This window comes from Stenotrophomonas sp. AC248 (genome assembly GCF_979258185.1).
This window is the reverse complement of the sequence record NZ_OZ409840.1, coordinates 162284-188601: the sequence shown is the minus strand read 5'-3', so window position 1 is coordinate 188601 and position 26318 is coordinate 162284. Positions and strand designations below refer to the sequence as shown.

Annotated in this window: 26 protein-coding genes; 11 read left to right on the top strand and 15 right to left on the bottom strand. The window is 67.5% G+C overall.

Annotated elements, in window-relative coordinates; genetic code table 11:
* Positions 1–386: 386 nt before the first annotated feature.
* The 3 genes from ACZ0AE_RS00815 to ACZ0AE_RS00805 all read left to right on the top strand — a co-directional run bounded on the left by ACZ0AE_RS00815 (position 387) and on the right by ACZ0AE_RS00805 (position 2409).
* Positions 387–1055 carry a contractile injection system protein, VgrG/Pvc8 family gene (locus ACZ0AE_RS00815; protein WP_463600158.1) on the top strand — a complete coding sequence of 223 codons (669 nt, stop codon included), beginning with the start codon at positions 387–389 and terminating at the stop codon, positions 1053–1055.
* A 5-nt stretch (positions 1056–1060) separates the two neighbouring features.
* Positions 1061–1756 carry a hypothetical protein gene (locus ACZ0AE_RS00810; protein WP_463600157.1) on the top strand — a complete coding sequence of 232 codons (696 nt, stop codon included), beginning with the start codon at positions 1061–1063 and terminating at the stop codon, positions 1754–1756.
* A gap of 92 nt (positions 1757–1848) precedes the next feature.
* Positions 1849–2409 carry a hypothetical protein gene (locus tag ACZ0AE_RS00805; protein WP_463600156.1) on the top strand — a complete coding sequence of 187 codons (561 nt, stop codon included), beginning with the start codon at positions 1849–1851 and terminating at the stop codon, positions 2407–2409.
* A 112-nt stretch (positions 2410–2521) separates the two neighbouring features.
* Here the strand turns inward: ACZ0AE_RS00805 and aceA are convergent, their stop codons facing one another.
* Positions 2522–3814, bottom strand: coding sequence for an isocitrate lyase (aceA, locus tag ACZ0AE_RS00800; RefSeq protein WP_137191320.1), 1293 nt, complete (start codon positions 3812–3814; stop codon positions 2522–2524).
* Positions 3815–4107: 293 nt separating this feature from the next.
* Positions 4108–5757, bottom strand: a complete 1650-nt coding sequence (aceB, locus tag ACZ0AE_RS00795; protein WP_038691177.1) for a malate synthase A — start codon at positions 5755–5757, stop codon at positions 4108–4110.
* A gap of 106 nt (positions 5758–5863) precedes the next feature.
* Here aceB and ACZ0AE_RS00790 point away from each other — a divergent pair, with 106 nt between their 5' ends.
* Genes ACZ0AE_RS00790 through ACZ0AE_RS00780 form a run of 3 tightly spaced genes read left to right on the top strand, consistent with a single transcriptional unit; the run spans position 5864 to position 8257 of the window.
* On the top strand, positions 5864–6829 hold the full coding sequence (locus tag ACZ0AE_RS00790; RefSeq protein ID WP_463600155.1) for a LysR family transcriptional regulator: 966 nt from the start codon (positions 5864–5866) through the stop codon (positions 6827–6829).
* 13 nt (positions 6830–6842) lie between these two features.
* Positions 6843–7748: a LysR substrate-binding domain-containing protein gene (locus ACZ0AE_RS00785; RefSeq protein WP_038691181.1), complete on the top strand. Its 906-nt coding sequence runs from the start codon at positions 6843–6845 to the stop codon at positions 7746–7748.
* A gap of 50 nt (positions 7749–7798) precedes the next feature.
* Positions 7799–8257 (top strand): hypothetical protein, encoded by a 459-nt coding sequence (locus tag ACZ0AE_RS00780; protein ID WP_463600154.1) that lies wholly within the window; start codon positions 7799–7801, stop codon positions 8255–8257.
* 21 nt (positions 8258–8278) lie between these two features.
* Here the strand turns inward: ACZ0AE_RS00780 and ACZ0AE_RS00775 are convergent, their stop codons facing one another.
* Positions 8279–9550, bottom strand: coding sequence for an MFS transporter (locus ACZ0AE_RS00775; RefSeq protein ID WP_463600153.1), 1272 nt, complete (start codon positions 9548–9550; stop codon positions 8279–8281).
* Between the two features lie 132 nt (positions 9551–9682).
* Positions 9683–10312, bottom strand: coding sequence for a signal peptidase I (gene lepB, locus ACZ0AE_RS00770; RefSeq protein ID WP_425533053.1), 630 nt, complete (start codon positions 10310–10312; stop codon positions 9683–9685).
* Between the two features lie 185 nt (positions 10313–10497).
* Between lepB and ACZ0AE_RS00765 the strand changes: the two genes are divergently transcribed.
* Entirely contained in the window at positions 10498–10905 is a 408-nt protein-coding gene (locus ACZ0AE_RS00765) for a hypothetical protein (RefSeq protein ID WP_137191325.1), read from the top strand.
* A 3-nt stretch (positions 10906–10908) separates the two neighbouring features.
* Complete coding sequence (locus ACZ0AE_RS00760; protein WP_038691188.1) at positions 10909–11358, top strand: 3-dehydroquinate dehydratase; 450 nt, start codon at positions 10909–10911, stop codon at positions 11356–11358.
* 369 nt (positions 11359–11727) lie between these two features.
* On the opposite strand, the gene dcp is transcribed toward ACZ0AE_RS00760, so the two are convergent.
* The 3 genes from dcp to arfB form a co-directional block, all read right to left on the bottom strand.
* On the bottom strand, positions 11728–13884 hold the full coding sequence (gene dcp, locus ACZ0AE_RS00755) for a peptidyl-dipeptidase Dcp (protein ID WP_038691190.1): 2157 nt from the start codon (positions 13882–13884) through the stop codon (positions 11728–11730).
* A 143-nt stretch (positions 13885–14027) separates the two neighbouring features.
* Positions 14028–14630, bottom strand: coding sequence for a lysophospholipid acyltransferase family protein (locus ACZ0AE_RS00750; protein WP_038691192.1), 603 nt, complete (start codon positions 14628–14630; stop codon positions 14028–14030).
* A 4-nt stretch (positions 14631–14634) separates the two neighbouring features.
* Entirely contained in the window at positions 14635–15066 is a 432-nt protein-coding gene (arfB, locus tag ACZ0AE_RS00745) for an alternative ribosome rescue aminoacyl-tRNA hydrolase ArfB (protein WP_038691194.1), read from the bottom strand.
* A gap of 139 nt (positions 15067–15205) precedes the next feature.
* Here arfB and ACZ0AE_RS00740 point away from each other — a divergent pair, with 139 nt between their 5' ends.
* Entirely contained in the window at positions 15206–15769 is a 564-nt protein-coding gene (locus ACZ0AE_RS00740; protein WP_463600152.1) for a DUF2059 domain-containing protein, read from the top strand.
* A 375-nt stretch (positions 15770–16144) separates the two neighbouring features.
* On the opposite strand, the gene ACZ0AE_RS00735 is transcribed toward ACZ0AE_RS00740, so the two are convergent.
* From ACZ0AE_RS00735 to ACZ0AE_RS00725, 3 genes are all read right to left on the bottom strand, one after another.
* Positions 16145–16885, bottom strand: coding sequence for a pseudouridine synthase (locus tag ACZ0AE_RS00735; RefSeq protein ID WP_463600151.1), 741 nt, complete (start codon positions 16883–16885; stop codon positions 16145–16147).
* Between the two features lie 138 nt (positions 16886–17023).
* Entirely contained in the window at positions 17024–18682 is a 1659-nt protein-coding gene (gene ubiB / locus ACZ0AE_RS00730; RefSeq protein ID WP_038691196.1) for a ubiquinone biosynthesis regulatory protein kinase UbiB, read from the bottom strand.
* The gene (locus ACZ0AE_RS00725; protein ID WP_463600150.1) at positions 18679–19320 is read right to left on the bottom strand and encodes a ubiquinone biosynthesis accessory factor UbiJ; all 642 of its coding nucleotides are present in this window, start codon (positions 19318–19320) and stop codon (positions 18679–18681) included. The genes ubiB and ACZ0AE_RS00725 overlap by 4 nt, the downstream gene beginning before the upstream one ends.
* Before the next feature lie 143 nt (positions 19321–19463).
* Here ACZ0AE_RS00725 and ddlA point away from each other — a divergent pair, with 143 nt between their 5' ends.
* The gene (ddlA, locus tag ACZ0AE_RS00720) at positions 19464–20570 is read left to right on the top strand and encodes a D-alanine--D-alanine ligase (RefSeq protein ID WP_463600149.1); all 1107 of its coding nucleotides are present in this window, start codon (positions 19464–19466) and stop codon (positions 20568–20570) included.
* Between the two features lie 81 nt (positions 20571–20651).
* Here the strand turns inward: ddlA and ACZ0AE_RS00715 are convergent, their stop codons facing one another.
* The 3 genes from ACZ0AE_RS00715 to oleC all read right to left on the bottom strand — a co-directional run bounded on the left by ACZ0AE_RS00715 (position 20652) and on the right by oleC (position 23531).
* Complete coding sequence (locus ACZ0AE_RS00715) at positions 20652–20807, bottom strand: DUF1328 domain-containing protein (protein ID WP_038691201.1); 156 nt, start codon at positions 20805–20807, stop codon at positions 20652–20654.
* Positions 20808–20868: 61 nt separating this feature from the next.
* Entirely contained in the window at positions 20869–21879 is a 1011-nt protein-coding gene (gene oleD / locus ACZ0AE_RS00710) for a 2-alkyl-3-oxoalkanoate reductase (protein ID WP_038691203.1), read from the bottom strand.
* Entirely contained in the window at positions 21876–23531 is a 1656-nt protein-coding gene (gene oleC, locus ACZ0AE_RS00705) for an olefin beta-lactone synthetase (RefSeq protein WP_463600148.1), read from the bottom strand. The genes oleD and oleC overlap by 4 nt, the downstream gene beginning before the upstream one ends.
* A gap of 103 nt (positions 23532–23634) precedes the next feature.
* Here oleC and ACZ0AE_RS00700 point away from each other — a divergent pair, with 103 nt between their 5' ends.
* On the top strand, positions 23635–24060 hold the full coding sequence (locus ACZ0AE_RS00700) for a YkgJ family cysteine cluster protein (RefSeq protein WP_038691207.1): 426 nt from the start codon (positions 23635–23637) through the stop codon (positions 24058–24060).
* Positions 24061–24275: 215 nt separating this feature from the next.
* Here the strand turns inward: ACZ0AE_RS00700 and ACZ0AE_RS00695 are convergent, their stop codons facing one another.
* Positions 24276–25166 (bottom strand): alpha/beta fold hydrolase, encoded by an 891-nt coding sequence (locus ACZ0AE_RS00695; RefSeq protein ID WP_463600147.1) that lies wholly within the window; start codon positions 25164–25166, stop codon positions 24276–24278.
* A gap of 61 nt (positions 25167–25227) precedes the next feature.
* Entirely contained in the window at positions 25228–26244 is a 1017-nt protein-coding gene (locus tag ACZ0AE_RS00690; protein ID WP_038691210.1) for a 3-oxoacyl-ACP synthase III, read from the bottom strand.
* Between the last annotated feature and the right edge of the window lie 74 nt (positions 26245–26318).

Here is a 26318-nt window from a genome sequence, read left to right as displayed (position 1 = left end):
CCGTGCACCCGCTTCCCAGCGTTCCCCCGGTGAGCCGAGGAGAATAGCACCCCTAAAAAGTGTGCGCCTCATCCCATTTCAGCGCACGGGCGCCGAAATTTTCCGGCCGGCCCGGCACATCCTCCTTCATGACGCGATCCCGGCCTGCCAGCGGCCACCATCCGGGTGACAACCGTCTGCGCCGGAAGGGCGTCTGTGGGCGTTCGCGGAGTACTCGATCGCTGAAACCCTTCTGAATTTTGCCACTTCATTTAGATTTATGTTTTTGATTTTATTGACGTATTTGATTCTGGCAGGCCGTTTGCATGGGCGGGTCAGGATTCCCCGATGGCTGGGCTGGAGCCTTGTCCGTAGGCTCGATTTCCTGCACTACGGAATGTCGCGATATGGATATCTCCGGCACTGCGGCCGTGGCCGCGCTTGCCGCTCCTTCCCAACAGGCGCGCCTGATCCAGTTGCAGGGGCCCGCCCCCGACCTGGTGGTCGAACGCTTCGAGGGCCAGGAAGCGGTCTGCGGCAGCACCCGCTTCGAGATCGACTGCCTGTCCACCGATGCGTTCCTGGACATGGACCCGTGGCTGGAGCAGCCGCTGACCCTGCAACCGCGGCAAGCCGACGGCCGCCTGCGTCAGTGGCATGGCCTGTTGCCCGAGGTGGCCCAGCTGGGCAGCGACGTCGGCCTGGCCCGACACCGGCTCACCCTGGAGTCGTGGACAGCCCTGCTGGAGCTGCGCCGCAACGCGGTGATCTTCCAGGAGCTGGACACCCGCACCATCTGCGAGCAGATCTTCGGCGACTACCCGCAGGCGGTGTTCCGCTTCGACGTACAGTTGGCCCTGCCCGCCCGGGCCATCACTACCCAGTACCGCGTGAGCGACTGGGGCTTTTCGCCGACGTGGCCGAAGCACTCGACGGCATCACCGCGTTTGCCGAGCAGCGCCAGCTGGCTTGAGAGAAGGACGTCACTGGCGGTGACTCGCGCGATCAACGGCGGAGGTATCGCACATGAGCGACGTCTTGACGCGACACGATTAGCCAAGCTCACTCTACTGTGAATACCATGAATTCCCTGCTGATTGGCCTCCTCTCGACTCTCGCCACATCGTGTTCAGCGGCCTTGCCAAACACCGACGTTGGCCGCGTCAATGAAGCCATTTCCATCTCCCATGATGGCAAGAGTATTTTGTTGGTGGATGCGACGACACATCAGTCTTGCACAATCGCAACGGGTGCAACGCCAGCCAGATTTTCATCGGACGGCAGCGCCATCCTGGTCTCCGCGGGCGCTTACGTTCCAAAGAGCACCTTGGTCCATTGTGGCAACCAAGTCCTTCATCCAATCGATGTTCCAGCAGAGATGGGTGCACTAGCTGATGTGAGTATTCCGGGCAATGTGTACGTCGGGATGGTGCTTGTTGATGTTCAACCGGCTTCATATCTGGCAGTGGTTGCGCACCTTGGATCTACTACGAACCTGGTTTCATTGCCGGGCGCATACATAGACACGCTGTCTATCTCAGCGCTGCGCGAGAACGCCTTCTTCTATGACGAGGAGGCTGGTCCATTTCCGTTGATCTCAAGCGATGGAAGATACGTCGCGGTCGATGGCAACCCGGATTGCAGTGCTCAGGCGACGCTTGGCGTTTGGGACATCCACGAAAACAAGAAGGTTGTTCTCAATGGAGAACGCTCCGCAGTGGAAGCAGAGTGCAGGGGACTATTTGAGTCTGGTCCAGGCGATCGAGGCTCGCACTGAAGCGCGTGATCGGACACTCAATTGTAGTAATGAACGTGGTGGATTGCGGACACGCTCAACAGTCTGCAGATCGATACCACGGAGTTTGATCCATGGCGCGAGCACTTTTTCCATTTCTCCCCTTTCTCCTGTCAGTCGGCACATGCTTCGCTGCTGCACACACGCAAACGTTGCAAGAGCGTTGCGCGAATACAGCGGTTGACGACCTGGTTGTGATTAGGGCATCTCCGCAAGGCCATGAAACGATCAGCGCTTGCCCACCCGGAGTGGATGGTGAGTGCATCTACAGCCTGACCGTTGGTCAAACCTACAGCGCTGGCAAGCCAGATCTCAATGCCGACGGTCGCCCAGACCAACTTGTGAAGCATTTCGGCTCTAACTACGGTGACGTCGACGTAGTCCACTACCTTGGATTCGTGCAATGCGGGGATGGCACGGCCATCAACGTGCTTGAGGGACAGTTCAAGGATGTCATCGCGCCAGTCGTCATCACGGAACCGTGGCCAGATCTGACTGCCACGCGTGGATGTGCAGCGTCCGGACACGAGGAAGACCCGCCGCAAAGGATCAAACTCAGCTTCAATCCTGAAAGCTACCGCTATGAGGAAGATCCCAAGCTGGATCCCGCTTCTGTGTGCATAAGCTCCCCATGACCGCATTCGACGGTATTCCCAAGCACCGGACAGCTCCCCATATGCAAAGACACGACGGGCGGTCCCCCGACCGCCCGTCGCCCCGGCCTTCCTTGGCCGCCCTTGGTGATCGTCAGGCTGCCCGTTCGGCGTTGAACTGCTCTTCCTCGGTCGAGCCGCTCAGGGCGGTGGTCGAGGACTGGCCCTGCTGGATCGCCTGGGTGACCGCGTCGAAGTAGCCGGTGCCGACCTCGCGCTGGTGCTTGACCGCCGTGAAGCCGCGGTCGGCGGCGGCGAACTCGGCCTCCTGCAGCTCCACGAAGGCGCTCATCTGGCGGCGGGCGTAGCCATGGGCCAGGTTGAACATGGAGTAGTTCAGGGCATGGAACCCGGCCAGGGTGATGAACTGGAACTTGTAGCCGTACTTGGCAATTTCCTTCTGGAAGGTCGCGATGGTGGCGTCGTCCAGGTTCTTCTTCCAGTTGAAGCTGGGCGAGCAGTTGTAGGCCAGCAGCTTGCCCGGGAACTTGGCATGGATGGCTTCGGCAAACTGGCGGGCGAACTCCAGGTCCGGCTTGCCGGTTTCACACCAGATCAGGTCAGCGTAGGGGGCGTAGGCCAGGCCGCGGCTGATCGCCTGGTCCAGGCCGTTGCGGGTCTTGTAGAAGCCTTCCACGGTCCGCTCGCCGGTGGTGAACGGCTGGTCGTTGCCATCCACGTCGCTGGTCAGCAGGTCGGCGGCTTCGGCATCGGTACGCGCCACCAGCAGGGTGGGCACGCCCATCACGTCGGCGGCCAGGCGCGCGGCGTTGAGCTTCTCGATGGCCTCGCGGGTGGGCACCAGCACCTTGCCGCCCATGTGCCCGCACTTCTTCACCGAGGCCAGCTGGTCCTCAAAGTGCACGCCCGCCGCGCCGGCTTCGATCATCGCCTTCATCAGCTCGAAGGCGTTGAGCACGCCGCCGAAGCCGGCTTCGGCATCGGCCACGATCGGCTGCAGGAAGTCGATGTCGTCCTTGCCTTCGGCGTGGTGCAGCTGGTCGGCACGCAGCAGCGTGTTGTTGATGCGCTTGACCACCGCCGGCACCGAGTCGGCCGGGTACAGCGACTGGTCCGGGTACATCTGGCCGGCCAGGTTGGCGTCGGCGGCCACCTGCCAGCCGGACAGGTAGATGGCGTTCAAGCCGGCCTTCACCTGCTGCATGGCCTGGTTGCCGGTCAGCGCGCCGAGTGCGTTGACGAAGTCTTTTTCCTGCAGGTAGGTCCACAGCTTTTCGGCACCCAGCCGCGCCAGCGAATGCTCCACGTGCACGGTGCCGCGCAGGCGCACCACGTCGGCGGCGGTGTAGTTGCGGGTGATCCCGGCCCAGCGCGGGTCGGTGTTCCATGCGTGCTGGATCTGTTCGGCGGTCTGCAGGGTGCTCATGTCGGTTCTCCAGGAAGGGAATGCGGGACGCCGGGCGGCGCCGGGCTGGGGTGGGAAGGGCAGCGGGGCAGAGCCCCGCTCTACGGGTGTTTGGGCTGGCGGGGTGCCGGGCAGCGGGGCAGAGCCCCGCTCTACGGGTGTTTGGGCTGGCCGGGGCAGGGCAGCGGGGCAGAGCCCCGCTCTACGGGCGTTTGGTCTGGCCGGGACCGGGCAGCGGGGCAGAGCCCCGCTCTACGGGGTGTTTGGGCGTAGAGCCGGGCTCTGCCCGGCTGGCGGGGTGCAGGGCAGCGGAATCAGGCGAGGCGGTCGTAGGCTGGCAGGGTCAGGAAGTCGGTCAGGGTGTCGCGGCGGCTGAGTTCGGCCAGCAGTGCGATGGACTCGGGCAGGCGGGCGCTGCCGGGCAGCGCGCGGGTGTCGCCGAGCCGGGTGGGCAGCTGCGCCAGGGTGGCATCGAGCAGCGCCAGGTCGATGGCGGTGCCGTCGTCCAGGTGCTGGCCGGGGGTGTGCAGCCACTGCCACAGCTGGCTGCGGCTGATTTCGGCGGTGGCCGCGTCTTCCATCAGGTGGTGGATGGGCACGCAGCCGTTGCCGTCCAGCCAGGCGGCCAGGTAGCGCACGCAGACTTCCACATTGCCCTCGAAGCCGGCGCGGGTGATGGTGCCGGTGGGGGCGGCGATCAGTGCGTCGCGGCCCACCTGCACGTCATTGCGCAGCACGTGGTGCTGGTTCGGCGTGGGCATGTGCGCGTCGAAGATCGCCTGGGCAATCGGAATCAGCGCCGGGTGCGCCACCCAGGTGCCGTCGTGCCCGGCGGTCACTTCGCGCAGCTTGTCGGCACGCACCCGCGCCATCGCCTGTTCGTTGGCGGCGGCATCGTGGTTGATCGGGATCTGCGCGGCCATGCCGCCCATGGCATGCGCGCCACGGCGGTGGCAGGTGCGGATCAGCAGTTCCGAATAGGCCTTCAGGAACGGCTGGGTCATGGTCACCTGGCCGCGCTCGGGCAGCACCTTGTCGGCGTGCTGGCGGAAGGTTTTGATGTAGGAAAAAATGTAGTCCCAGCGGCCGCAGTTCAGGCCGACGATGCGGTCGCGCAATGCGTGCAGGATTTCATCCATCTCGAACGCCGCCGGCAGCGTCTCGATCAGCACGGTGACCTTGATCTGGCCATGCGGCAGGCCGAGCATGCCTTCGATGTGCGACAGCGCGGTTTCCCACAGCGCCGCTTCTTCCATCGACTGCAGCTTGGGCAGGTAGAAGTACGGGCCGCGCTGCTTGCACATCAGCGTGCGGGCGTTGTGGAAGGCGAACACCGCCGCGTCGAACAGCCCGCCGGCGATGGCCTGGCCGTCGATGCGCACGTGCTTTTCGTCCAGGTGCCAGCCACGCGGCCGCACGATCAGCACCGCCTGTTCGTTGAACGGGCGCAGCGTGTACTGCTTGCCCGGCTTGCCCTCCACCGACGGGCCGGTGTGGGTGAGGTCGCCGCGCACCGCGCCGATCAGCGCCTGCTGGCCGGCCAGCAGGTTGGCCCAGGCCGGGGCGGTGGAATCCTCGAAGTCGGCCATGAACACCTTGGCACCGGAGTTCAGCGCGTTGATGACCATCTTCGGGTCGGTCGGCCCGGTGATCTCCACGCGGCGGTCCTGCAGCGCGTCCGGCAGCGGTGCCACGCGCCAGTCTTCGCTGCGGATGTGTGCGGTGTCGGCGCGGAAGTCCGGCACCCCGCCGCCATCGAAGAAGGCCTGGCGGGCCACCCGGGCCTGCAGCCGGCGCTGGCGTTCGGGCTCCACGGCGCGGTGCAGCGACACCAGCAAGGCCAGTACCCCCGCCGGCAGCAGCGCGGACTGGCCGGCAAGCTGGGTGGTCAGCGCGATCCCGGGGGTGGCCGGGGCATCGGCGGGCGTGGGCTGGGCAGTGGCGAAAGCGGCGACGGCGGACATGGCGGGCTCCTGCATTGCGGTAGGCCCCACCGTGCGCCGCCGTACCGTATATGACAAAACAGTTATAGCAATGCTTTACATAAGTTGTGCTTATACTCGTGACGCCATGCCCACACCGCCCGCGCCAAGTCCCCGTTTTTCCTACAAGTCTGACCGGCTCAAGCCGCTGCGGGCGTTCTGCCAGACGGTGCGCCTGGGGTCTGTCTCACGGGCGGCTGAGGCACTGTTTGTCAGCCAGCCGGCCATCAGCCAGCAGTTGCAGGCGCTGGAGCGCGAACTGGGCGTGGATCTGTTCGAGCGCAGCGGGCGCCGCCTGGTGCCCAGCCGCGAGGGCCAGCTGCTGTTCGAGATGGCCTTGCCGCTGGTGGAGAACCTGGACGGGCTGGAGGCCAGCTTCCGCGACAAGGTGAAGGGCCTGGATGCCGGCGAGCTCAACATCGCCGCCAACAGCTCGACCATCCTGTACCTGCTGCCGCGCATCGTGGAGCGCTTCCGCCAACGCCACCCGGACGTGCGCCTGACCCTGCACAACGCGATCAGCGCCGACGGCACCGACCTGCTGCGCAGCGACGCGGCTGACCTGGCGGTGGGTTCGATGACCGACGTGCCGGCCGACCTCAGCTACGCCCCGGCCTATCGCTTCGAGCAGGTGTTGATCGCCCCACCCGGGCATGCGCTGGCGCGCGGCGAGCTCAGTCTGGAAGCGATCTCCCAACACCCCCTGGTACTGCCCCCCAAGCGCCAGATCACCTACCGGCTGGTCGACCAGGTGTTCCAGCGCCACCGCCTGCCCTACACCGTGGCGCTGGAAGTGGGCGGCTGGGAAGTGATCAAGCAGTACGTGGCGATGGGCATGGGCATCTCGATCGTGCCGGCGCTGTGCCTCAACGATGCCGACCGCGACCGGCTGGTGACGCGCTCGATGAGTGCCTGGTTCCCCGAGCGCAGCTACGGGGTGATCGTGCGCCGCGGGCGTTTCCTGTCGCCCCAGGCGCGTGCCTTCATCGAGCTGATCCAGCCGGACCTGTTCAATCCGCGCAGCTATGATGAAAGCGGTCATTCCGAGCGCTGACGCCTGCCCTGCCATGTCGATCGAACTGCGCCACCTGCGCTATTTCCTGGCCGTCGCCGACACCCTGCATTTCGGCCGCGCGGCCGAACGCCTGGGCATGTCGCAGCCGCCGCTCAGCCAGCAGATCCGCCAGCTGGAAACACTGCTCGGCGCACGCTTGTTCCTGCGCGCGAACCGCCGCGTGGAGCTGACCGAAGCCGGCCGCGTGCTGCAGGAACAGGCCACGGCGGTGCTCGAACGCATGGACAAGGCCGTCGACCTGACCCAGCGCGCGCAGCGCGGCGAAACCGGCGAGCTGCGCATCGGGCTGACCCGCGCCACGCCGCTTTCCACGCAGATTCCGCGCGCGATCTTTGCCTACCGCCAGCAGTTTCCACAGGTGCAGTTGAAGCTGCGCGAGATGAACACCCTGCAGCAGATCGATGCGTTGATGGCCGGCGAGCTGGACGTCGGGCTGATCCGCAAACGTGCTTTGCCGGCGCCATTGATGTCGCGCAAGCTGTTCAGCGATCCGCTGGCGCTGGTGGTGCACGACCAGCATCCGCTGGTGCGGGCGCTGCCGGCTGACGCGTCGGTGGCGCTGCGATTGTTCGCACACGAACCGTTCGTAGGATTCCTGCGCGAGGTCGGTGCCGGGATCCACGATCACTTCATCGCGTTGTGCCGCAGCGCAGGCTTCACCCCCCGCATCATCCAGGAGGCCGGCGAGGCCTCGACGCTGATCAGCCTGGCCGCCTCCGGCCTCGGGGTCACCGTGCTGCCCGCCTCGTGCAGCCACATCCAGGTGGACGGCGCACGCTTCGTGGCGCTCAGCGACCGCGCCGCCAGTTCGGAAGTGCACGTGGCCTGCCGACGCGGCACCGCCTCGCCGCTGATCGCCCATTTCACCCAGCTGCTGCAGGGCCAGGCCCACGGTTGAGCACGGGCGGGGCAAGCAGTGGAAGAGACACATCCCATACAAGGACAGCCATGTTGATCGGTGCACCACGTTCCATCTTCAATCCCTACGAGTGGCTGCCCGGGTATGGCGAATCGACGGTGTCCTTCCGCTCCGAAGGCCTGGATGTCGTCCTTGAGGTGGCCTACGAGAGAGAAGCGCCGGACGATGAGCGGGATGAGGCGATGACGCTGCTGACACGCGAGATACGCTTCAGCCGCGTTCGGTCGCTGATCAAACAGCCGTTTCCGGGCAGCACGCTGTTCGCCTTCGACGCAGGATCAGGGCGCTACACGCTGGGTGAGCTGACCGAATTCACCCAGTCCGACTGGGTCGCAGGCAGCCTGGCGGCATGGCAGTCGATCTCGTCCCATACGCCACCGTCGCTGCGCCACTTCAGCATTCAATTCATGGCGGAGAATGTGGCGTTCCACGTCCTGGCCGAAGACGTTGTGCTGCTGGAGGAGCGCCGCGTCGTGGATGCCGGCTAGGCGGTCTGGACGACGCGGCCGTCAGCGGCTCACCGCCAGCGCGGCGCCCGCCGGTTGCACACGTTGCCCCAGCCGCCAGGCGATCACGCCGCCGGTCACTGTCAGCACGCCGACGAAACCGCACACGCCCAGCCAGTCCCAGTGGGTGTAGAACACGCCGCCGATCACGCCGGCCACGCTGGACCCCAGGTAATAGGCGAACAGGTACAGCGCCGACGCTTCGGCGCGCAGCGTGCCGGCCCGGCTGCCGACCCAGCTGCTGGCCACCGAGTGCCCGCCGAAGAAACCGAAGGTGACCAACGCGATGCCGGCCGCCATGCAGCCCAGCCATGGCAGTGCCAGCAGCACGATGCCCAGCGCGATCAGCCCGTAGCAGATGGCCAGCACGCGGCTGCGGCCATGCCGGGTGGCCTGCTGCCCCATCCATGCCGAGCTGAAGGTGCCGACCAGGTACACGCTGAAGATCAGGCCGACCACGGTCTGGCTCAGCCGGTACGGCGGTGCGAGCAGGTGGTAGCCGAGGTAGTTGTAGAGGGTGACGAACACGCCCATCAGCACGAAGGCGGTGGCAAACAGCCACGGCAGGCCGGGGTCGGCGAACAGGCGGCCCCAGCGCGCGGGCAGTTCGCGCAGGCCGCTGCGGCGCTGCTGGAAATGGCGCGACGGCGGCAGCTGGATCCACAGCAGCACGGTGCTGAACAGCGCGATCAACGAGACCACGCCGATGCCCCAGCGCCAGCCCCAGTGGTCGGCCACGATGCCCGCGATCAGCCGGCCGCTCATGCCGCCAATGGCGTTGCCGCCGATGTACAGGCCCATCGCCAGACCCAACGCGCGGCTGTCCATTTCTTCGGCCAGGTAGGTCATGCCCACTGCCGGCACGCCGCTCAGCGCGATGCCCAGCAGCGTGCGCAGCACCAGCAGGGTGGACCAGTCGGTGGCCATCGCGGTGGCGACCGACAACACGCTGGAGACCAACAGCGCCGCCACCATCACGCCGCGGCGGCCGATGCGGTCGGAGATCAGCCCGGCGATCAGCATCGACACCGCCAGCAGGCCGGTGCTGAGCGACAGGGTCAGCGCGCTGTTGGCCGCCGAGACGCCGAAGTGCCGGCTGAACTCGGGCAGCAGCGGCTGCACCGTGTAGAGCAGGCCGAAGGTGGAGAACCCGGCCAGGAACAGCGCGGCCGCCGTGCGCCGGAACGCGGGCGTGCCCTGCTGGATCTGGTCTGCCGCTCCCGCCGTGGGGGCTGGGGAGCTGCGGTCGGGAACCGCTGCGGTGTCGCCATTCATGCGGATAAAGCCCGCCTGCGCGGGCCCGGACGAGAAGTCAGCGCTCAGGATAGGCAGCGTCGGCAGGTCGATCCATAACCTGGAATGTCTGCATCGAGACGTTATACATATCGATTCAGATCGCGACCATGGTTACAGCGCCTGCCAGGTCAGGCCGTCCCCTCGTCGGTAGTAGACGTGCGAGGCCTTGCCGTACAAGGCGCTGGCCTGGACCAGCCCGAAGAAGCGGCCATCGGCGCTGTTGCCGCGGTGGTCGCCCAGCATCAGCACCTTGCCATCCGGCACGGTCAGGCCGGTGATGTCCGGCCCGCCACCCTGGCCCAGATCGAGCTGGGCCACGTGCTGGCCGAAGTCCTCGACCTCACCTTGGGTGGCGTCTGCCAGCGGCCGACCATTGATGCTGAGGTGGCCGTCATGCAGCTCGACCCGGTCGCCGCCCACCGCGGCAATTCGCTTGATCAGGCGGATGCCGTCCACGGGGGAGTCGAACACCGCCACGTCGCCGCGCTGTGGCTGGCCGGTGTGCAGCAGCTCCACCGAGGTGAACGGCAGGCGCAGGCCATAGGCGCGCATGTCCACCACGACCCGGTCGCCCGGCATCAGGGTGTGCTGCATCGAACCGCTGGGCACCTGGTAATGGTTGGCCAGCGAGTCGCGCGCGGCCAACAGCAGGCCCAGCATCACGGCCAGCGGCAGTGCTTCCTTCTTCAGCCAGTGCACGATGCGGTTGGAGGGTGCGGCGGTGGGTTCGGTAGCGGGCATATCCATGGCCAGGCTCTCTCGGGGTGTGGGGCTATGACCGTGGCGGGGCCTGCCAAGTTCCCCGGCCACGGGCCTAGAAGCTACGCGGAATTTATGCGCTGCAGGCACCGCGGGCATGGCGGTTTTACGCGCTCCGGTCGCATCGTGGCACCACCGCGCCGCAAGGCGCTTGAACGAGGTGTTGCATGACCATCCTGATGATCCGGCACTCGCCGCCTGGCGCGGCACCGGACGCCATGCCGCTGCCTGCCCGGGTGGCCGGGCACCGCGTGGCCTGCCGCGACTGCGATTCCCTGCCGGCGCTGGTGCGCTGCCTGCAGCGCGCGCAACGCAGCCGCCCGGCGCTGGTGCTGATCGCCACCACGGCGGTCGATGCGCCGCAATGGGCGCGCTATGGGCAGGCGCTGCGCACGGCGCTGGAGGCGCTGCCGGCGCCCTACATCGAGATGGCCAGTAACGACGACGACGCGCTGGACGAGCACCTGCACCCGCAGCACGCGCCGACGGCGCGGGTGGTGTGCAGCAGCGGCCGCGACGATGCGTGCCGGCTGTCGCTGGCGATCGCCGCGCGTCGCCTGACGGCGGAGGCCTGAGCCATGTCGATCTTCATCATCCGTGGTCCGGAGGCGGCCGGCGCGCTGATCCGCACCGCGCAGCCGTTGCCGGCACCGGTCCTGAAATCGCTGGTGCACCGTGCGATCGATGCGGGCACCACGGTGGCCATCCGCGCATGCGGGTCCGAACAGGAACTGCTGGATGCACTGCGCGTGGCCGACCACAGCCGTGGCGAGGTGACCCTGCTGGACCCGGGTGCGTGCGTGGGCAGCCTGCGTCTTCAACAGCTGCTGCCGTACCTGCGCAATGCCTATGTGGAAGTGCACGACGATGACACCCGTAGCCCCGAAGCGTGCCTGCCGCCGGACATCGGCCAGCGCATCGGGGTGGCGCACGGGTACTGCGCGCAGAGCTACATGCATGCGCTGGAGATCGCGCTGGACCACCTGGGGTGCAGCGAGATCGTGGACGGGGTGCACGTGGGGACGTGAGGGGCACGGCCGCCACGCGCGGGGGTCGGTCGGTGGGTCGGGCGCTGGGGCCCCATGCCCTTTCCGGCGAATGTCCTCCGGCGTCGGCCTGCGGCCGCCCCCTCCCCCTTTATTTCGCCTCCAAGGGCACGGGGCCCCAGCGCCCGACCCACCGACCAACGCCAGAAAGGCTTGGCTTCTGCCTGCTTACCGCAAGCCGAGTCCCGTAGCGGCCGGTAGGCGCCTGGGCAAAATAAAGGAGGAGGCCGCTCCGCGGCCGGGGGACATTTGCGCCAGGGGCCTACCGGCCGCTACGGGGCCCTCACGCGCGCGACAAGCAAAAAAAAACGGCAGGGTTTCCCCTGCCGTTTTTGTTGTACCCGGCCGCGGTTACTTCAGGCCGCGGTTGACCAGCAGCGGTTCCACCGACGGGTCCTTGCCGCGGAAATCGCGGTACAGGTCCGACAGCTCCACGCTGTTGCCGCGCGAGAGGATCTTGTCGCGGAACACCTGGCCGTTCTGCGCGGTCAGGCCGCCGTTTTCCTTGAACCACTCGAAGGCGTCATGGTCGAGCACTTCGGCCCAGAAGTAGGCGTAGTACCCGGCCGAATAGCCACCGCCCCAGATGTGGTCGAAGTAGGTGGTGCGGTAGCGCGGCGGCACCTGCGGCAGGTCGACCTTGAACTTCTTCAGCGCGCCCGCTTCGAAGCTGGCCACGTCCTGCAGCGGCGCGTCGGCCGGCTGGGTGTGCCAGGCCAGGTCAAGCAGCGCGGCCGACAGGTACTCGGTGGTCGCATAGCCCTGGTTGAAGGTGCGCGCCTTGAGGATCTTGTCGACCAGTGCCTGCGGCATCGGCTCGCCGGTCTTGTAGTTCTTGGCGTAGTTGGCGAACACCTTCGGGTCCAGCGCCCAGTGTTCGTTGAACTGCGAGGGGAACTCGACGAAATCGCGCGAGGTGCTGGTGCCGGCGATGGACGGGTACTTCACCTTCGAGAACATCCCATGCAGGGCGTGGCCGAACTCATGGAACATCGTGGTCACGTCATCGAAGCTGAGCAGCGCGGGCTGGCCGGCGGCGGGCTTGGTGAAGTTGCACACGTTGTAGACCACCGGCTTGGCACCGGTCAGGCCGTCCTGTTCGACGAACACGTCCATCCAGGCGCCACCGGACTTGCTGTCACGCTTGAAGTAGTCGGTGTAGAACAGGGCCAGCGAGGTGCCGTCCTTGTCGAACACTTCGTAGACCTTCATGTCCGCGTGGTAGGTCGGGATGTCGGTGCGCGGCTTGAAGGTGATGCCGTACAGCTGGGTGGCGGCGTAGAAGACGCCGTTCTGCAGCACGTTGTCCATCTCGAAGTACGGCTTGATCTGCGACTCGTCCAGATCGTACTGCGCCTTGCGCACCTGTTCGGCGTAGAAATCCCAGTCGGACGCGGCCAGCTTGAAACCACCCTTCTGGGCGTCGATCACCTTCTGCATCTCGCCGATCTCGCCGCGCGCCTTGGCGGTGGCCGCCGGCACGGTGTCGGTGAGCAGCTTCAGCGCGGCCGCCGGGGTCTTGGCCATCTGGTCGGCCAGGCTGTAGGCGGCGTAGTTGTCGAAGCCCAGCAGCTTGGCCTTCTGCGCACGCAGCTGGGCCAGGCGCTGTACGGTCTGGCGGGTGTCGTTGGCATCGCCCTTTTCGGCGCGCGTTTCCGACGCCTTGAGTACGGCGGCGCGCTGCTCACGGTCGCTCAGCGAACCGAGCACCGGCTGCTGGGTGGTGTTCTGCAGCGGCAGCAGGTACTTGCCGTCCAGCTTGCGGTCCTTGGCATCGGCCGCGGCGGTGTTGATCGCGTCCTCGTCCAGGCCGGCCAGCTTGGCCTTGTCGTCGACGACCACGGCACCGGCGGCGGTGGCGGCCACCAGGCGGGTGTGGAACTGGGTGGCCAGCGTGGTTTCTTCCACGTTGAGCTTGCGCAGCGAGGCCTTGTCGGCGTCGTTGAGCTGCGCGCCGGCGCGCACGAACTCCTGGTAGTCACGCTCGACCAGGCGCAGCTGCACCGGGTCCAGGCCCAGCGACTGGCGCTGGTCGTAGATGCTCTTGATGCGGGCGAACAGCTTCGGGTCGAGGTTGATCTCGTCCTGGTGGTCGGCCAGCTTCGGGGCGACTTCTTCCTGGATCTTCTGGCGCGCGTCGTTGGTATCGGCCTGGACCAGGCCGAAGAAGATGCGCGACACGCGGGTCAGGGTCTCGCCGCTGCGCTCCAGCGCTTCGATGGTGTTGTCGAAGGTGGCCGGCTCGGGGTTGTCGGCGATCTTGCGGACCTCGGCCAGGTGCTGCTTCATGCCTTCGTTGAAGGCCGGCAGGTAGTCACTGTCCTTGATCTTGTCGAACGGCGGCGCCTGGAACGGCAGCGTGCTGGCGCTCAACAGGGGATTGGTGGAGGCATCGGCCGGCTGCTGCGCGGCGGGGGTCTGGGTGTCGGACACGGGGGTGGACTCCTTGCCGGAACAGGCCGCCAGCGCCAGGCTGATGGCAGCGGCCAAAACTACGGTACGCGACATGAAACGGGCTCCTTGGAATGGGATGCGACTGCGGAAAAACCGCAGCCGATCACCCTACTCCGATTGCCCGGGACCGGCATGTGCCGGACGTGGCGTATGGCTGTGCAGCCCCCGGCGCCAGCCACGGCGGGGGCCGGCGGGACTCAGACGGTGCCGCGGTTCTTGCCCTGCCACGGCTGGTAATAGGCGCGGATGGCGGCCATGTCGGCCGCGTCGTCGCCGCTGGAGTGGAACAGCGGGCCGATCCCGATGACCTTCTCCGGGTAGTGGAAGTACGCCGCCAGCACCGGCACGTCGGCCATCCGCGCGATCTTCAGGAACCCGGCCTTCCAGTGGGTCACCGCCTTGCGGGTGCCTTCGGGGGTGATGGCATACCACATGCGTTCGGATCCCCGGATCAGGCTGACCGCCTGCTCGACGGTGCCCTGCGGCGAGCTGCGGTCCAGCGGGATCACGCCCAGCGCGCGCAGCAGCGGCGACAGCGGCCACCAGAACAGCGAGGCCTTGCCCAGCACCTTCACCTGCATGCCCAGCGCGATCTTGGCCGCCATGCCCCAGAACCCGTCCCAGTTGGACGAGTGCGGGGCAATGATGAAGACCAGTTTGGGCACGTCGGGGAAGGTGCCCACCACCTTCCAGCCGCCCAGGCGCAACGTGCAGCGGGCCAGCCAGCGAAGGAAGCGGTTCGGTTTGACCTGCGGCATGTTGGGCGGAACGGCCGGCAACAGCGGACTTCGGTTGTTCAAGCAATCACTCCCAATTGCGTGTGGTGCGTCCGCGCTTGATCTGCGCGCGGCCTTTTTTCTCGTCCAGGCGGCGCAGCTTGGCGCCATACGAGGGCTTGGTGGCCACGCGCGGCTTGGGCACGCTGAGGCTTTCCTGGATGAAGGCGGCCAGGCGCTCGCGGGCATCGTCGCGGTTGCGGTCCTGGGTGCGGAAGCGCTGGGCGTCGATGACCAGCACGCCTTCGCCGGTCATGCGCCGATCGCGCCGTGCCAGCAGGCGCGAGCGCAGCGGTTCGGGCAGCGACGGCGAGCCGGCCACGTCGAAACGCAGTTCCACGGCGGTGGAGACCTTGTTGACGTTCTGGCCGCCGGCGCCGCTGGCGCGCACGAACCGCTCGACGAGTTCCGCATCGGGAATCGACAGGTGCGCGCTGATGATGACGGGTGCAGAAGCCATGGGCGGCATTGTAAAGGCAGGACCGGGTCCAGGGGTGGGGCAAACATCCCCGATGACGCCGATAACGTCCGCAAACTACGGCCTGCTGACGCCTTCGCAGGTATCCTCGGGGTTCCATGCCACGCAGGATGCCCCGCACATGCTTTTGATCCGCTCCCTGGCCATTGCCACCACTCCCCGCCGTGCGCTGACCCGTGTCGGCCTTGTCCTGGCGCTCGGCCTGGCCGCGATCGCGCCGGCAGTGGCCGCGCCGCCGTCCGACGCCGACATCAACCGGCTGCTGGCCGCCTCGCGTGCGCAGACCATGCTGGACAGCATGCTGCCGCAGATCGAGGCGATGCAGCGCCAGCAGTTCCAGCAGGTGGCCCAGCAGCGCCAGCTGGACGCGCAGCAGCAGGAACAGATGAAGCGGATGGAGGCACGCACCACCCAGACCATCCGCCAGGCGCTGTCGTGGCAGCAGCTGCGGCCGATGTACGTGGACCTGTACAAGAAGAGCTTCAGCAAGGAAGACGTACTGGCGATGGCCGAGTTCTACGAGAGCTCGGCCGGCCAGAGCCTGCTCGACAAGACCCCAGCGCTGATGCAGAACGTGATGGTGGCCATCCAGGAAAAGATGCAGCCGCTGTTCGTGGACCTGCAGAAGGACCTCGAGGCGATCATGAACGAGGCGCCGGCGCCGACGACGCCGCCCGCCCGGTAACGCACCCCGTCCCGGTAGAACCGACCGTCGGTCGGCTGCACGGACACCACCTCGGAGGTAGAGCCGACCGTTGGTCGGCTGCACGGATAACCCGGGTACCGCGCGTAGAGCAGCCGACCAACGGTCGGCTCTACCCGGTTGGATCCCGGGCAGTCGGATACACGCAGGCCACCGCGGCGTAGAGCCGACCGCTGGTCGGCTGCACTGATAACCCTGGCGCCGCGCGTAGAGCAGCCGACCAACGGTCGGCTCTACCCGGTTGGATTCCGGGCACATTTCAGCCGGTTGGATTCCGGGCACATTTCAGCCGGTTGGATTCCGGGCACATTTCAGCCGGTTGGGTTCCGGGCACATTTCAGCGCGGTCAGGCCCCGCTCAAACCCCATCCCACCCCAACAGATCCATCGCCTTGCGGAACTCACCGTCCACCGGGGCGCTGACATCCATCGCGGTGCCATCGGGGTGCGGGAAGCGCAGGCGCTCGGCGTGCAGCAGCATGCGGTGGATGCCCTGCATGCGGAAGCTGCGGTTGTGCCGTCCGTCGCCGTGGCTGGTGTCGCCGATCAGGTGATGCGACAGGTGCTTGAGGTGGCGGCGGATCTGGCGGAAGCGGCCGGTCTGCGGCTGGCAGCGCAGCAGCGCATAGCGCGAGGTGTCGAACTCGCCGACGGGTACGGCGATCTCGCCCACGGCCACGCGCTGGAAATGGGTGATGGCCTGTTTCTTGACCGGCTTGCCCGGACCACCGTCGAGGTCGTGGTCGACGGTGAACGCCTCTTCGGCCGGCCAACCGCGGCAGATGGCCAGATAGTCCTTGGTCACGTCACCGCCCATCAGCGCCTTGCCCAGCACGCTGGCGCTTTCGCGGTCGAAGGCCAGCAGCAGGCAGCCACTGGTGGCACGGTCCAGGCGATGCACGAGGAAGATCGGCTTGCCGAGCTGCTCGCGCAGGCGGTCGGCGAGGAAGTCGTCTTCGCCACGGGCCAGTTTGCTGTCGTGGACCATCAGCCCGGCGGGCTTGTTGACCACGGCCAGGCGATCGTCCACGTGCAGCAGCTGCAGCGGGGCCGCGTCGGCGGTGGCGGGGAGTGCGCTGTCGGTATCGGTGTCGTTCACCGACCGATTATCCCCGCCGCGCGCGGGCAGCGCCATCGGTGATGATTCAGGCGGCGCTGCGTGCCGCGATCCGTCCACCGTTGCGGATCATCGCGCACGCAGGCGTCGAGGGCAGCCGTGACTACCTGCAGCCCCAGGTCAGCGCCGCCACCACGCACTGGCCAGCGAGAACAGGCCGGCCGCGCCGCTCACCCAGCTCCATACCGGCGCATCGCCGAAGTACCAGCCGCCCGGCTGCATGCCGTACAGCACCGCCGCCACGATCAACAGGCCGACACCGGCGATCGCCGCCACCGCGCGCTTCTGCAGCTTCTGCAGGTTGGTGTTGAGCGCCACCAGGTCCTGCGAGCGCATCGACAGCTCGTGCCCGCCTTCCACCTGCTGCTTCAACCAGGCGTGCACCAGGCGCGGCATGTCGGGGGTGTGGGTCATGATTTCCGGCAGCCGCTTGCGCAGCTCCTTCAGCACCCGGCGCGGGCTGTAACGTTCGCGCAGGATGCGTTCCAGCACCGGCCGTGCCACCGCCCAGATGTCCAGCTCCGGGTCGAGCTGGCGGCCCACGCCTTCGATGTTGAGCAGGGTCTTCTGCAGCAGGATCAGCTGCGGCTGCAGGGTCAGCTCATAGCGCTGCGCCACGCGGAACAGCTTGATCAGTACTTCGGCCAGCGAGATCTGCGACAGCGGGCGGGTGAAATACGGTTCGCATACCGAGCGCGCCGCCGCTTCCAGCTCGTCGATGCGCACGTTGTTGGGCATCCAGCCGGCTTCAACGTGGAGCTCGGCCATGCGCCGGTAGTCCTTGTTGAAGATGGCCATGAAGTTTTCGGCGAGGTAGTACTGATCCTGCTCGGACAGCTGGCCCATGATGCCGAAGTCCAGCGCGATGAAGCGCGGGTTGTCACGCCGGGCCGGATCGATGTCGACCCAGATGTTGCCGGCGTGCGCATCGGCATGGAAGAAGTTGTCGCGGAACACCTGGGTGTAGAACACCCGCACGCCCTTGGCGGCCAGTGCCTTGCGGTCGATGCCGGCCTTGTCCAGCGCGGCGATGTCGTCCGACGGAATGCCCCACACCCGTTCCAGGGTGAGCGCGCGCTCGGCGGTGTGGCTCCAGATCACTTCCGGTACGTACAGGTCGTCCGAGTCGACCCAGTTGCGGCGCAGCACGCTGGCATTGGCGCCTTCGCGCTGCAGGTCCAGTTCGGCGGCCAGGGTGTTCTCCACTTCGGCCACCACTTCGCGCGGGCGAATCTTGTCGGCGCGCGGGTGGGTGCGCTCGACCAGCGCGGCAGCGGAGTTGAGCAGCGCGATATCGGCGCCGATCTGCTTTTCAATGTCGGGGCGCAGCACCTTGACCACCACCTGGCGGCCATCGGCGAGGGTGGCCGCATGCACCTGCGCGATCGAGGCCGAGGCCAGCGGCTGCAGGTCGAAGCTGGCGAACGCTTCACTGACCGGGCGGCCCAGCGCCTGCTCGACGATGCGCTGCGCGGTGGCACCGTCAAACGGCTTCACCCGGTCCTGCAGCAGGGTGAGTTCGTTGGCGATGTCGGCCGGGATCAGGTCGCGGCGGGTGGACAGGATCTGCCCGAACTTGACGAAGATCGGGCCGAGGTCCTGCAGCGCCAGGCGCAGGCGCGCGCCGCGCGACTGGGCGGCGATGTCGGCCGAGGCGCGCGGCACGAACGGCTTGGCCACGCGCAGCCAGCGCTCGGCCACGGTGCCTTCCAGCAGGTCGTCCAGGCGGTAACGCAGGATCACGCGGCCAATGCGGGTGGCGCGGAACATCGCCTTCATGCGCGCACCTGGCGCAGGCGCTGCACGCGCACGGTAATGCGTTCCACATCGTCGCGGATCACATCCACGTCGTCGTGGAAGGCTTCCAGTTCTGCTCGCGGTACCACGTCGCGGGACTCCTCGGTGACAAATTCAGCGGCGCTGTGCGCCAGGTCGGACGCGCCGCGGCGCGCGTGCTGCAGGGCCGAACGCAGGCTGTTGGCCACCTGCACCCCCAGCACCTCCCCGAACACACGCACGAACGGCTGCTGCCAGTCGGGATCGAAACGGCTCGCCAGCTGCTGCAGGCGACGCGCCAGCTCGGCATCGCCGGAAACCTTGACCCGCCCGGCCGGGGCGGTGCCGCCACGGCGTGCATTGGCCAGGAACGGCAGTTGCGCCAGCACCCCACCCAGCGTGCTGCGCACCGCCAGGTCCGGTTCCTGCTGCGGGTCCACCGGGCCCACCGTCAGCCGCTCCCCGTCCACCCCGATCCGCATCGCCAGCGCGGGCGACTCCAGGGTGAGCGCGATGTGGCGGCCATCCAGCGCGGCCAGTGCGCCTCGGGTGTCCGGGTCCAGCGCCAGCGCGCGGTTGAGCGCCAGCTGCAGCGCATTGCCGGCCAGCGGCTTGAGGGAACTGAGGAGGGAACGGGCCATCGGTGCATTCTAACCGGCCCATGGCAGGCGGGAACCGTCGCCACGGTGCCCAGCCTGACGCGTGGATGAAGGCCGGGTGCGCCACGGCCGGCGGACCGGTTCATGCTAGGGGTCCACATACACACGCAGGAGCAGCAGCAGGCATGGGCAAGACGCGGGTAGGCATCATTTTCGGTGGCCGTTCGGCCGAGCATGAAGTGTCGTTGCAGTCGGCGAAGAACATCGTCGATGCGCTGGACAAGGAACGGTTCGACGTCACCCTGATCGGCATCGACAAGCAGGGCCGGTGGCATGTGAGCGACCCGCAGGCCTTCCTGCTGCACGCCGAGGACCCGGCGCGGATCGCGCTGAACCCGTCGGGCAATGCGGTGGCCGTGCATCCGGGCGTGGCCCGCCAGCAGCTGGTGCCCACCGACCCGGCCACCGCGCTGGAACAGATCGACGTGGTGTTCCCCATCGTGCACGGCACGCTGGGCGAGGACGGCTCGCTGCAGGGCCTGCTGCGCATGGCCAACCTGCCGTTCGTGGGCGCCGGCGTGCTCGGGTCGGCGGTGGCGATGGACAAGGACGTGGCCAAGCGCCTGCTGCGCGATGCCGGCCTGGCCGTGGCCCCGTTCGTCTGCTTCAACCGCGCCAGCGCAGCCAACGCCGACTACGCGGCCCTGGTGGCGCAGCTGGGCGCGCCACTGTTCGTCAAACCGGCCAACCAGGGCTCATCGGTGGGCGTGAGCAAGGTGCACACCGCGCAGCAGTTCCATGAGGCACTGGCGCTGGCGCTGTCCTACGACCACAAGGCGCTGGTGGAAACGGCCATCGACGGCCGCGAGATCGAGTGCGCGGTGCTGGGCAATGAAACGCCGGAGGCCAGCGTCTGCGGCGAGGTGGTGGTGCACGACGAATTCTATTCGTACGACACCAAGTACATCAGCGAGCACGGCGCCGACGTGGTGGTGCCGGCAGCGATCAGCGACGCCGACCAGCAGCGCATCCGCGCCATTGCCGTGCGTGCCTACCAGGCCCTGGACTGCGCCGGGCTGGCGCGGGTGGATGTGTTCCTCGGCCGCGATGGCGAGGTGGTCATCAACGAGATCAACACCCTGCCCGGCTTCACCCGGATCAGCATGTATCCCAAGCTGTGGGCGGCCAGCGGGCTGGGCTACACCGCCTTGATCACCCGCCTGCTGGAACTGGCGCTGGAGCGGCATGCGCGCGAACGTGCGCTGCAGAGCTCCATTACGACGACGGCCTGACCCCCTTTCGAGGATCAGGCCGCCGTCAGGCGCCGCTGGGCACCCCGCGCTGGAGAGAGGTAGCGCGGGCTGCCCGGCGAACTACCCTCGCTTGCGGAACATCGACACCACCGCCAGGATCAGGAACACCACAAACAGGATCCAGGCAATGTTACTGGCAGCGCCGGCGATGCCGGAGAAGCCGAGCACCGCCGCGATGATGGCGATGACGAAAAAGATTACGGCGTAATGCAGCATGTCGATCCTCGCGTAATGCGTGCCGGATTGGCGTGCTGCAATCTTCACCAAACCGCGGTGTTCAGGAAGTGATGGCGCCCTCTGCGCGCGATGAAGACTTCAGCCTCGTGAGGCCTTCGTCAATGCTCACCTGCGGCACGTAGCCGAAGTCGCGGCGCGCCGGCTCCATGCTGTACCAGTGCGGCGTGCACAGCTGCTCGGCCAGGAAGCGGGTCATCGGCGGTTCGCCGCGCAGGCGCAGCAGCGGCCACAGGCGTTCGGCCACCGCGCCGATGCGGTAGGCGGTCTTGAAGCTGATCGACTTCTCCACCGCCGGGGCGCCCACGGCGGCCATCAGCTTGTTGAGCAGCTCGCGCATCGGCAACGGTTCGCCGTTGGAGATGAAGTACGCCTTGCCCGCGCACGCCGCGCCGGGGGCGAGGTGTTCGAAGGCCAGGAAGTGGGCCAGCGCGGCATTGTCGATGTAGGTCGTGTCGACCAGGTTGGTACCGTCGCCGACGAAGCGCAGCCGGCCCGCGCGCGCGCGTTCGGCAAGGCGTGGCACCAGCTGCTGGTCGCCCGGGCCCCAGATCAGCCGCGGGCGCAGCGCCACCGTGGCCAGGGTGGCATCGTTGGCGGCCAGCACACGCTGCTCGGCGAGGGTCTTGGTGGCCGCGTAGGGCGCCTGGAAGTCTTCGCCGTAAGGCACCTCGTCGGCCCCCAGCCCTTCCACCGGATGGGTGGCGCGGTGGGTCACGCTGGGCGTGGAGGTGTAGATCAGCTTGCCCACGCCGTGTTCGCGACAGGCGGCAATCACGTTGTCGGTGCCCACCACGTTGGCCTGGAAGTAGCTGTCATAGCTGCCCCATGCGCCGGCCTTGGCCCCGTTGTGGAAGACCGCATCGACCCCGGCCACCGCGTGCCGCACGGCATCGGCGTCGGCCAGGTCGCCGCGGATCTGGCCCACGCCCAACGCGGCCAGCGGCGGGTAATCGCCCCGGTTGAAGCTGAGCACCTGGTGGCCACGCTGCACCAGCCCGCGGCACAGCGCCTGCCCGAGGAAGCCACCACCACCGGTCACCAGGATTTTCATGCGTGCGTTTCCACTTGGGTTGCGGCCCAGACAGCCAGCTTCTCGCGGCCGATCTTGGCGTTGTGGCGGATATCCACCGGGAAGCCCGGGTGCATCAGGAACTGTTCGATGCGGGTGGTGTGCGGATGCGCGTCGGCCTCGTGGCGCAGGCGCTCGCGCAGCGCCGGCGTATCGGCCGCGCCGGGCTGCAGCTCCACGCACAGCACCGGCCGCTGCCGGCCGGCCGGTCCCACGCCGACCAGCGCGGTGCGGGCGATGCCGTCCAGCGCATTGAACACCGGCTCCACCTGTTCGGTGTACAGCGGGCCGTGCGCGGTTTCCAGCCGCTGGGTCTTGCGCCCGCAGAACCACAACCGGCCCTGCGCGTCGAAGTAGCCCACATCGCCCATGCGGTGCACCACCTGCGTGCGGCCATCGGCCAGCGCTTCGCGGATCTTGGCCGCGGCGGTGGCCTGCGGGCGGTTGAAGTAGCTGTCGGTGGCGGTCGGGCCGGCCACGGTGATCTCGCCCACCTCGCCCACCGCCAGTTCGCGTACCTGCGACCACTGCGGCAGCGGCGCGTCGTCGATGGCGATGATGCGCACCTGGTTGGGCGCCACCACGCGGCCCACGCAGGTGCCGGCGCCGGCCTCGGTGGCCTGGCGCGTGCTGTCCAGCTCGCGCCCTTCGATGACCGCCACCGGCAGGCACTCGGTGGCGCCGTACGGGGTCCAGAACTGCGCGTCATCGGGCAGCAGCCGGCGGATCCGCGCCACCACGTCCGGCGGCACCGGCGCGCCGGCCGAGGTGACCCGGCGCACGCCCTGCAGCGGCTGGCCATGGTCGGCAAGCACGCGCATCAGCGCCGGCGAGCCGAACAGCTGGGTGATGCCGAAGCGGGCGATGGCGTCGTGCAGCTTGCGCGGGTCGGCCTTGGCCGGGCGCGTGGGGTCCATGTCCGGGATCACCGAGGTCAGGCCCAGCGCCGGGTCGAACAGGGCAAACGGCGGGAAGGTCGGCAGGTCGACGCCGCCGGCCTCCATGCCGAAGGCCGCACGCAGCAGGTCGACCTGGCCCACGAAGTGGCGGTGGCGGTAGACCACGCCCTTGGGCACCCCGGTGGAGCCGCTGGTGAACAGGATCGCGGCGACATCCTCGCCGTCGGTGGCGGCCATCGGCTGCGGCGCCCGCGCGCCGTCGGCCTCGATGCGGGCCAGCGTGGTGCCGCCCCAGCCCCAGCGCCGGCCCACCGTCACCATCGTCTTCACCCCCGGGCACCAGCGCAGCACCAGCCGCGCCACGTGGGCCAGGCCGATGCCGATGAAGGCCTGCGGCTGGGCCTCTTCCAGGCACTGCTTGAGCGCGCGCTTGTCGATGCCGGGGTCGACCAGCACCGGCACCGCGCCGTTCTTGAACAGCGCGAACATCAGCAGGAAGAATTCCGGGGACGGCCGCACCATCACCACCGCGCGCACGCCACGGCCGATGCCATGCGCGGCCAGGCCGGCGGCCAGCGCGTCGCTGCGTGCGTTGAGGGTGCGGTAGTCCAGGGTGACGTCATAGGCCGCCATGCCGCCGGGGCCGGGCTTTCCCGGGCAGCGGATGGCAATCTGGTCGGGGCGCTCATGGGCCAGCTCGGGCAGGCGGGCGGCGATGTTGACGGGGCTGTTCATCCGTTCATTGTCGCCGCTGCAGAAAAATCTTGCGCGACGGCCAACGGCGTGGAAAATTCGCGCCCTTCCCTCCTGCTCGATTGCCGCCCAAGGCCGGTACCCCATGTCCCATCCCTGCCTCACCTGCGGCGCCTGCTGCACCCAGTACCGTGTGGCGTTCCACTGGATGGAATCGGACGAGGTCACCCCCGGTGGCGTGCCGCATGAACTGACCCAGGTGCTGGACCCGCACCGGCTGTGCATGCGCGGCACCCTGTCCAAGCCGGTGTACTGCGTGGCGCTGGATGCGGAGATCGGCGTGTATTCCCGCTGCACCATCCACCCCAACCGGCCCAGCGTGTGCCGCGAGGTGGACGCCTCGTGGGAGTACGGCAAGGCCAGCCCGCAGTGCGACAAGGCGCGGGTAGCGCACGGCATGCCGGCCCTGACCCTGGCCGATTGGCGCTGGCGGGACGCGGCGGACAACGACGATGATCATCCCGACGACAACGGCAGTTCGCCGGCCCCGCAGGCGCCGATCGCGGCGTGAGGGTGCGCGTCCGGGGGTGATGGCCCGGAGCGAAGGGCAGCCGACCAACGGTCGGCTCTACCGGGGAGGGGTTCCGACTCGGTCAAACGTCGATACCCGGTGATGGGTTTCGATCCGACCGAACGTCGGTGCCCGGTGACGGGTTCCGGCCCGAACCAACGTCGGCATCAACCGGTTGATCGGTAGGTGACGACCGTGGGTCGTCACGCCATCGGTCAGATCGGGTTGGCGTCCAGGAACGCCCGGATCTTCGGCACCAGCACCTCGTGCTTGTCTTCCAGCACGTAATGCCCGGCATCCTCGAAGGCATGCACCTGGGCCTGCGGCAGCGCGGCCTGGAAGCCGGCCAGGAAGTGGTGGTCGAACACGAAGTCACGCAGGCCCCAGCCGATGAAGGCCGGGCGGTCGGCGAACGACGGCAGCGCCTCACCGGCGCGCGCCAGCAGCGACCAGGCCTTGTCGGCCGGCGTCAGCGGGATGTCCTGCATGAAGCGGATGGTGCTGATGCGGTTGGCGTAGCTGTTGTACGGCGACACGTAAGCCCGGCGCACGTCGGCCGGCATCCTGCGCTCCACGCCCAGCCACGAGGCGCCGGAGGAAAACGCGTTGAACGTGCGGATGATCCACTCGCCCACCTTCCAGTGCCGGCCCAGCGCGATCTGCCACGGCATCTTCTTGGCCGCCGGCATCGGGAACGCCGCGGTGTTGAGCACCACCAGCCGCTTCACCTGCGCATGGTGCGACAGCGCCCAGCCGAAGCCGATCATGCCGCCCCAGTCATGCACGGCCAGGGTGACCGGGCCGGTGATGCCCAGGTGCACCAGCAGCGCGTCCAGGTCGTCCACGCGCGACTGCAGCGTGTAGTCGTAATGCGCGTCATCGGGCTTGTCCGACAGGCCCATGCCGATGTGGTCGGGCACGATGCAGCGGTATGTATCCGACAGCCCGGCCACCAGCGTGCGCCAGTAATAGCTCCACGACGGATTGCCATGGACCATCACCACCACCTCGCCGTCGCGCGGGCCTTCGTCGAGGTAATTCATCGACAGGCCGGGGCGGACCTCGAAACGCTGCGGGTGGGCGGGGTAACCGGGAAGCTGGGGCATGCAATCGCACCTGTAAAAAGGGCCGGTAGTACCGGCCCTTGGAATCAACGCAGCGGTCTGCTTACCAGACCACTTCGGCCATCGAGCAGTTCAGGCCCGAACCGATGCCCAGCAGCGCGATGCGGTCGCCCTTCTTCAGGCGGCCCAGCTCCTTGAGCTTGCTCAGCACGATCGGCACCGAGGCCGGGCCGATGTTGCCGTGCTCGCCGAAGATGGTCATGACCTTCTTCGGGTCGATGCCGAAGTTCTTGATGAACGCGGCGGTGTGCGGCTGGCTGACCTGGTGGATGACGAACTGGTCCAGTTCGTCCACCGCCCAGCCCAGCGCTTCGCGCGCGGCGACGAAGGTCTTCTGCGCCAGCTTGATGCCTTCGATCAGCAGCATGCGGGTGTCGGTGACCATGCGGTCCAGGTTGCCGCGGCACAGCTGGTTCCACTCGGTGGCCGAGCGGGTCACGCCACCCCGGTAACGCGGGGCATCGGGCACCAGCTCGGTACGCGCCATCACCATGGCAGCGGCACCGCAGCCCAGGGTCAGGGCGGCCATCTCGTTGCGGAAGTCGTCGGCGGTCACGCCCGGCAGGGCCATGCGCTCGAGGGTCTTCTCGTAGACCAGGTTGGCGGTTTCGCCATCGACGATCAGGGCGTAGTCGATCTCACCGCGCTCAAGCATGCGCGCAGCGATGTCCATGCCGTTGATGAAGGCCAGGCAGGCATTGGCGACGTCGAAGGTCATGCATTCGTCGCCCACGCCCAGGTTGCCCGAGACGATGCTGGCCGTGGACGGCTCCAGGTAGTCGCGGCTGACCGAGGTGTTGACCAGCAGGCCGATCTTGTCGGCGCCGATGCCGGCGTCTTCCAGCGCCTTGCGGGCCGCCAGGGTGGCCGCGTCGGAGGCGAGCATGTCCGCGTCCCACAGGCGGCGGGCGTGGATGCCGGCGATGTCGCCGAGCACGTCGGTACGGATGCCCAGACGATCCAGCGTCGGCTGCAGACGTTCGTTGATTTCCTTGGACGTCAGCGTGTGCGGCGCGTCGATGTGCGCCAGGCCGGCGATAGAGACATTCTTGAAGAGCATCAGTTAGCGCCAAGGCTCAGGCAAAGGGGGCGCTATTGTAAGCCGGCGCTGCCTTCACCGCACCTTTACGAATT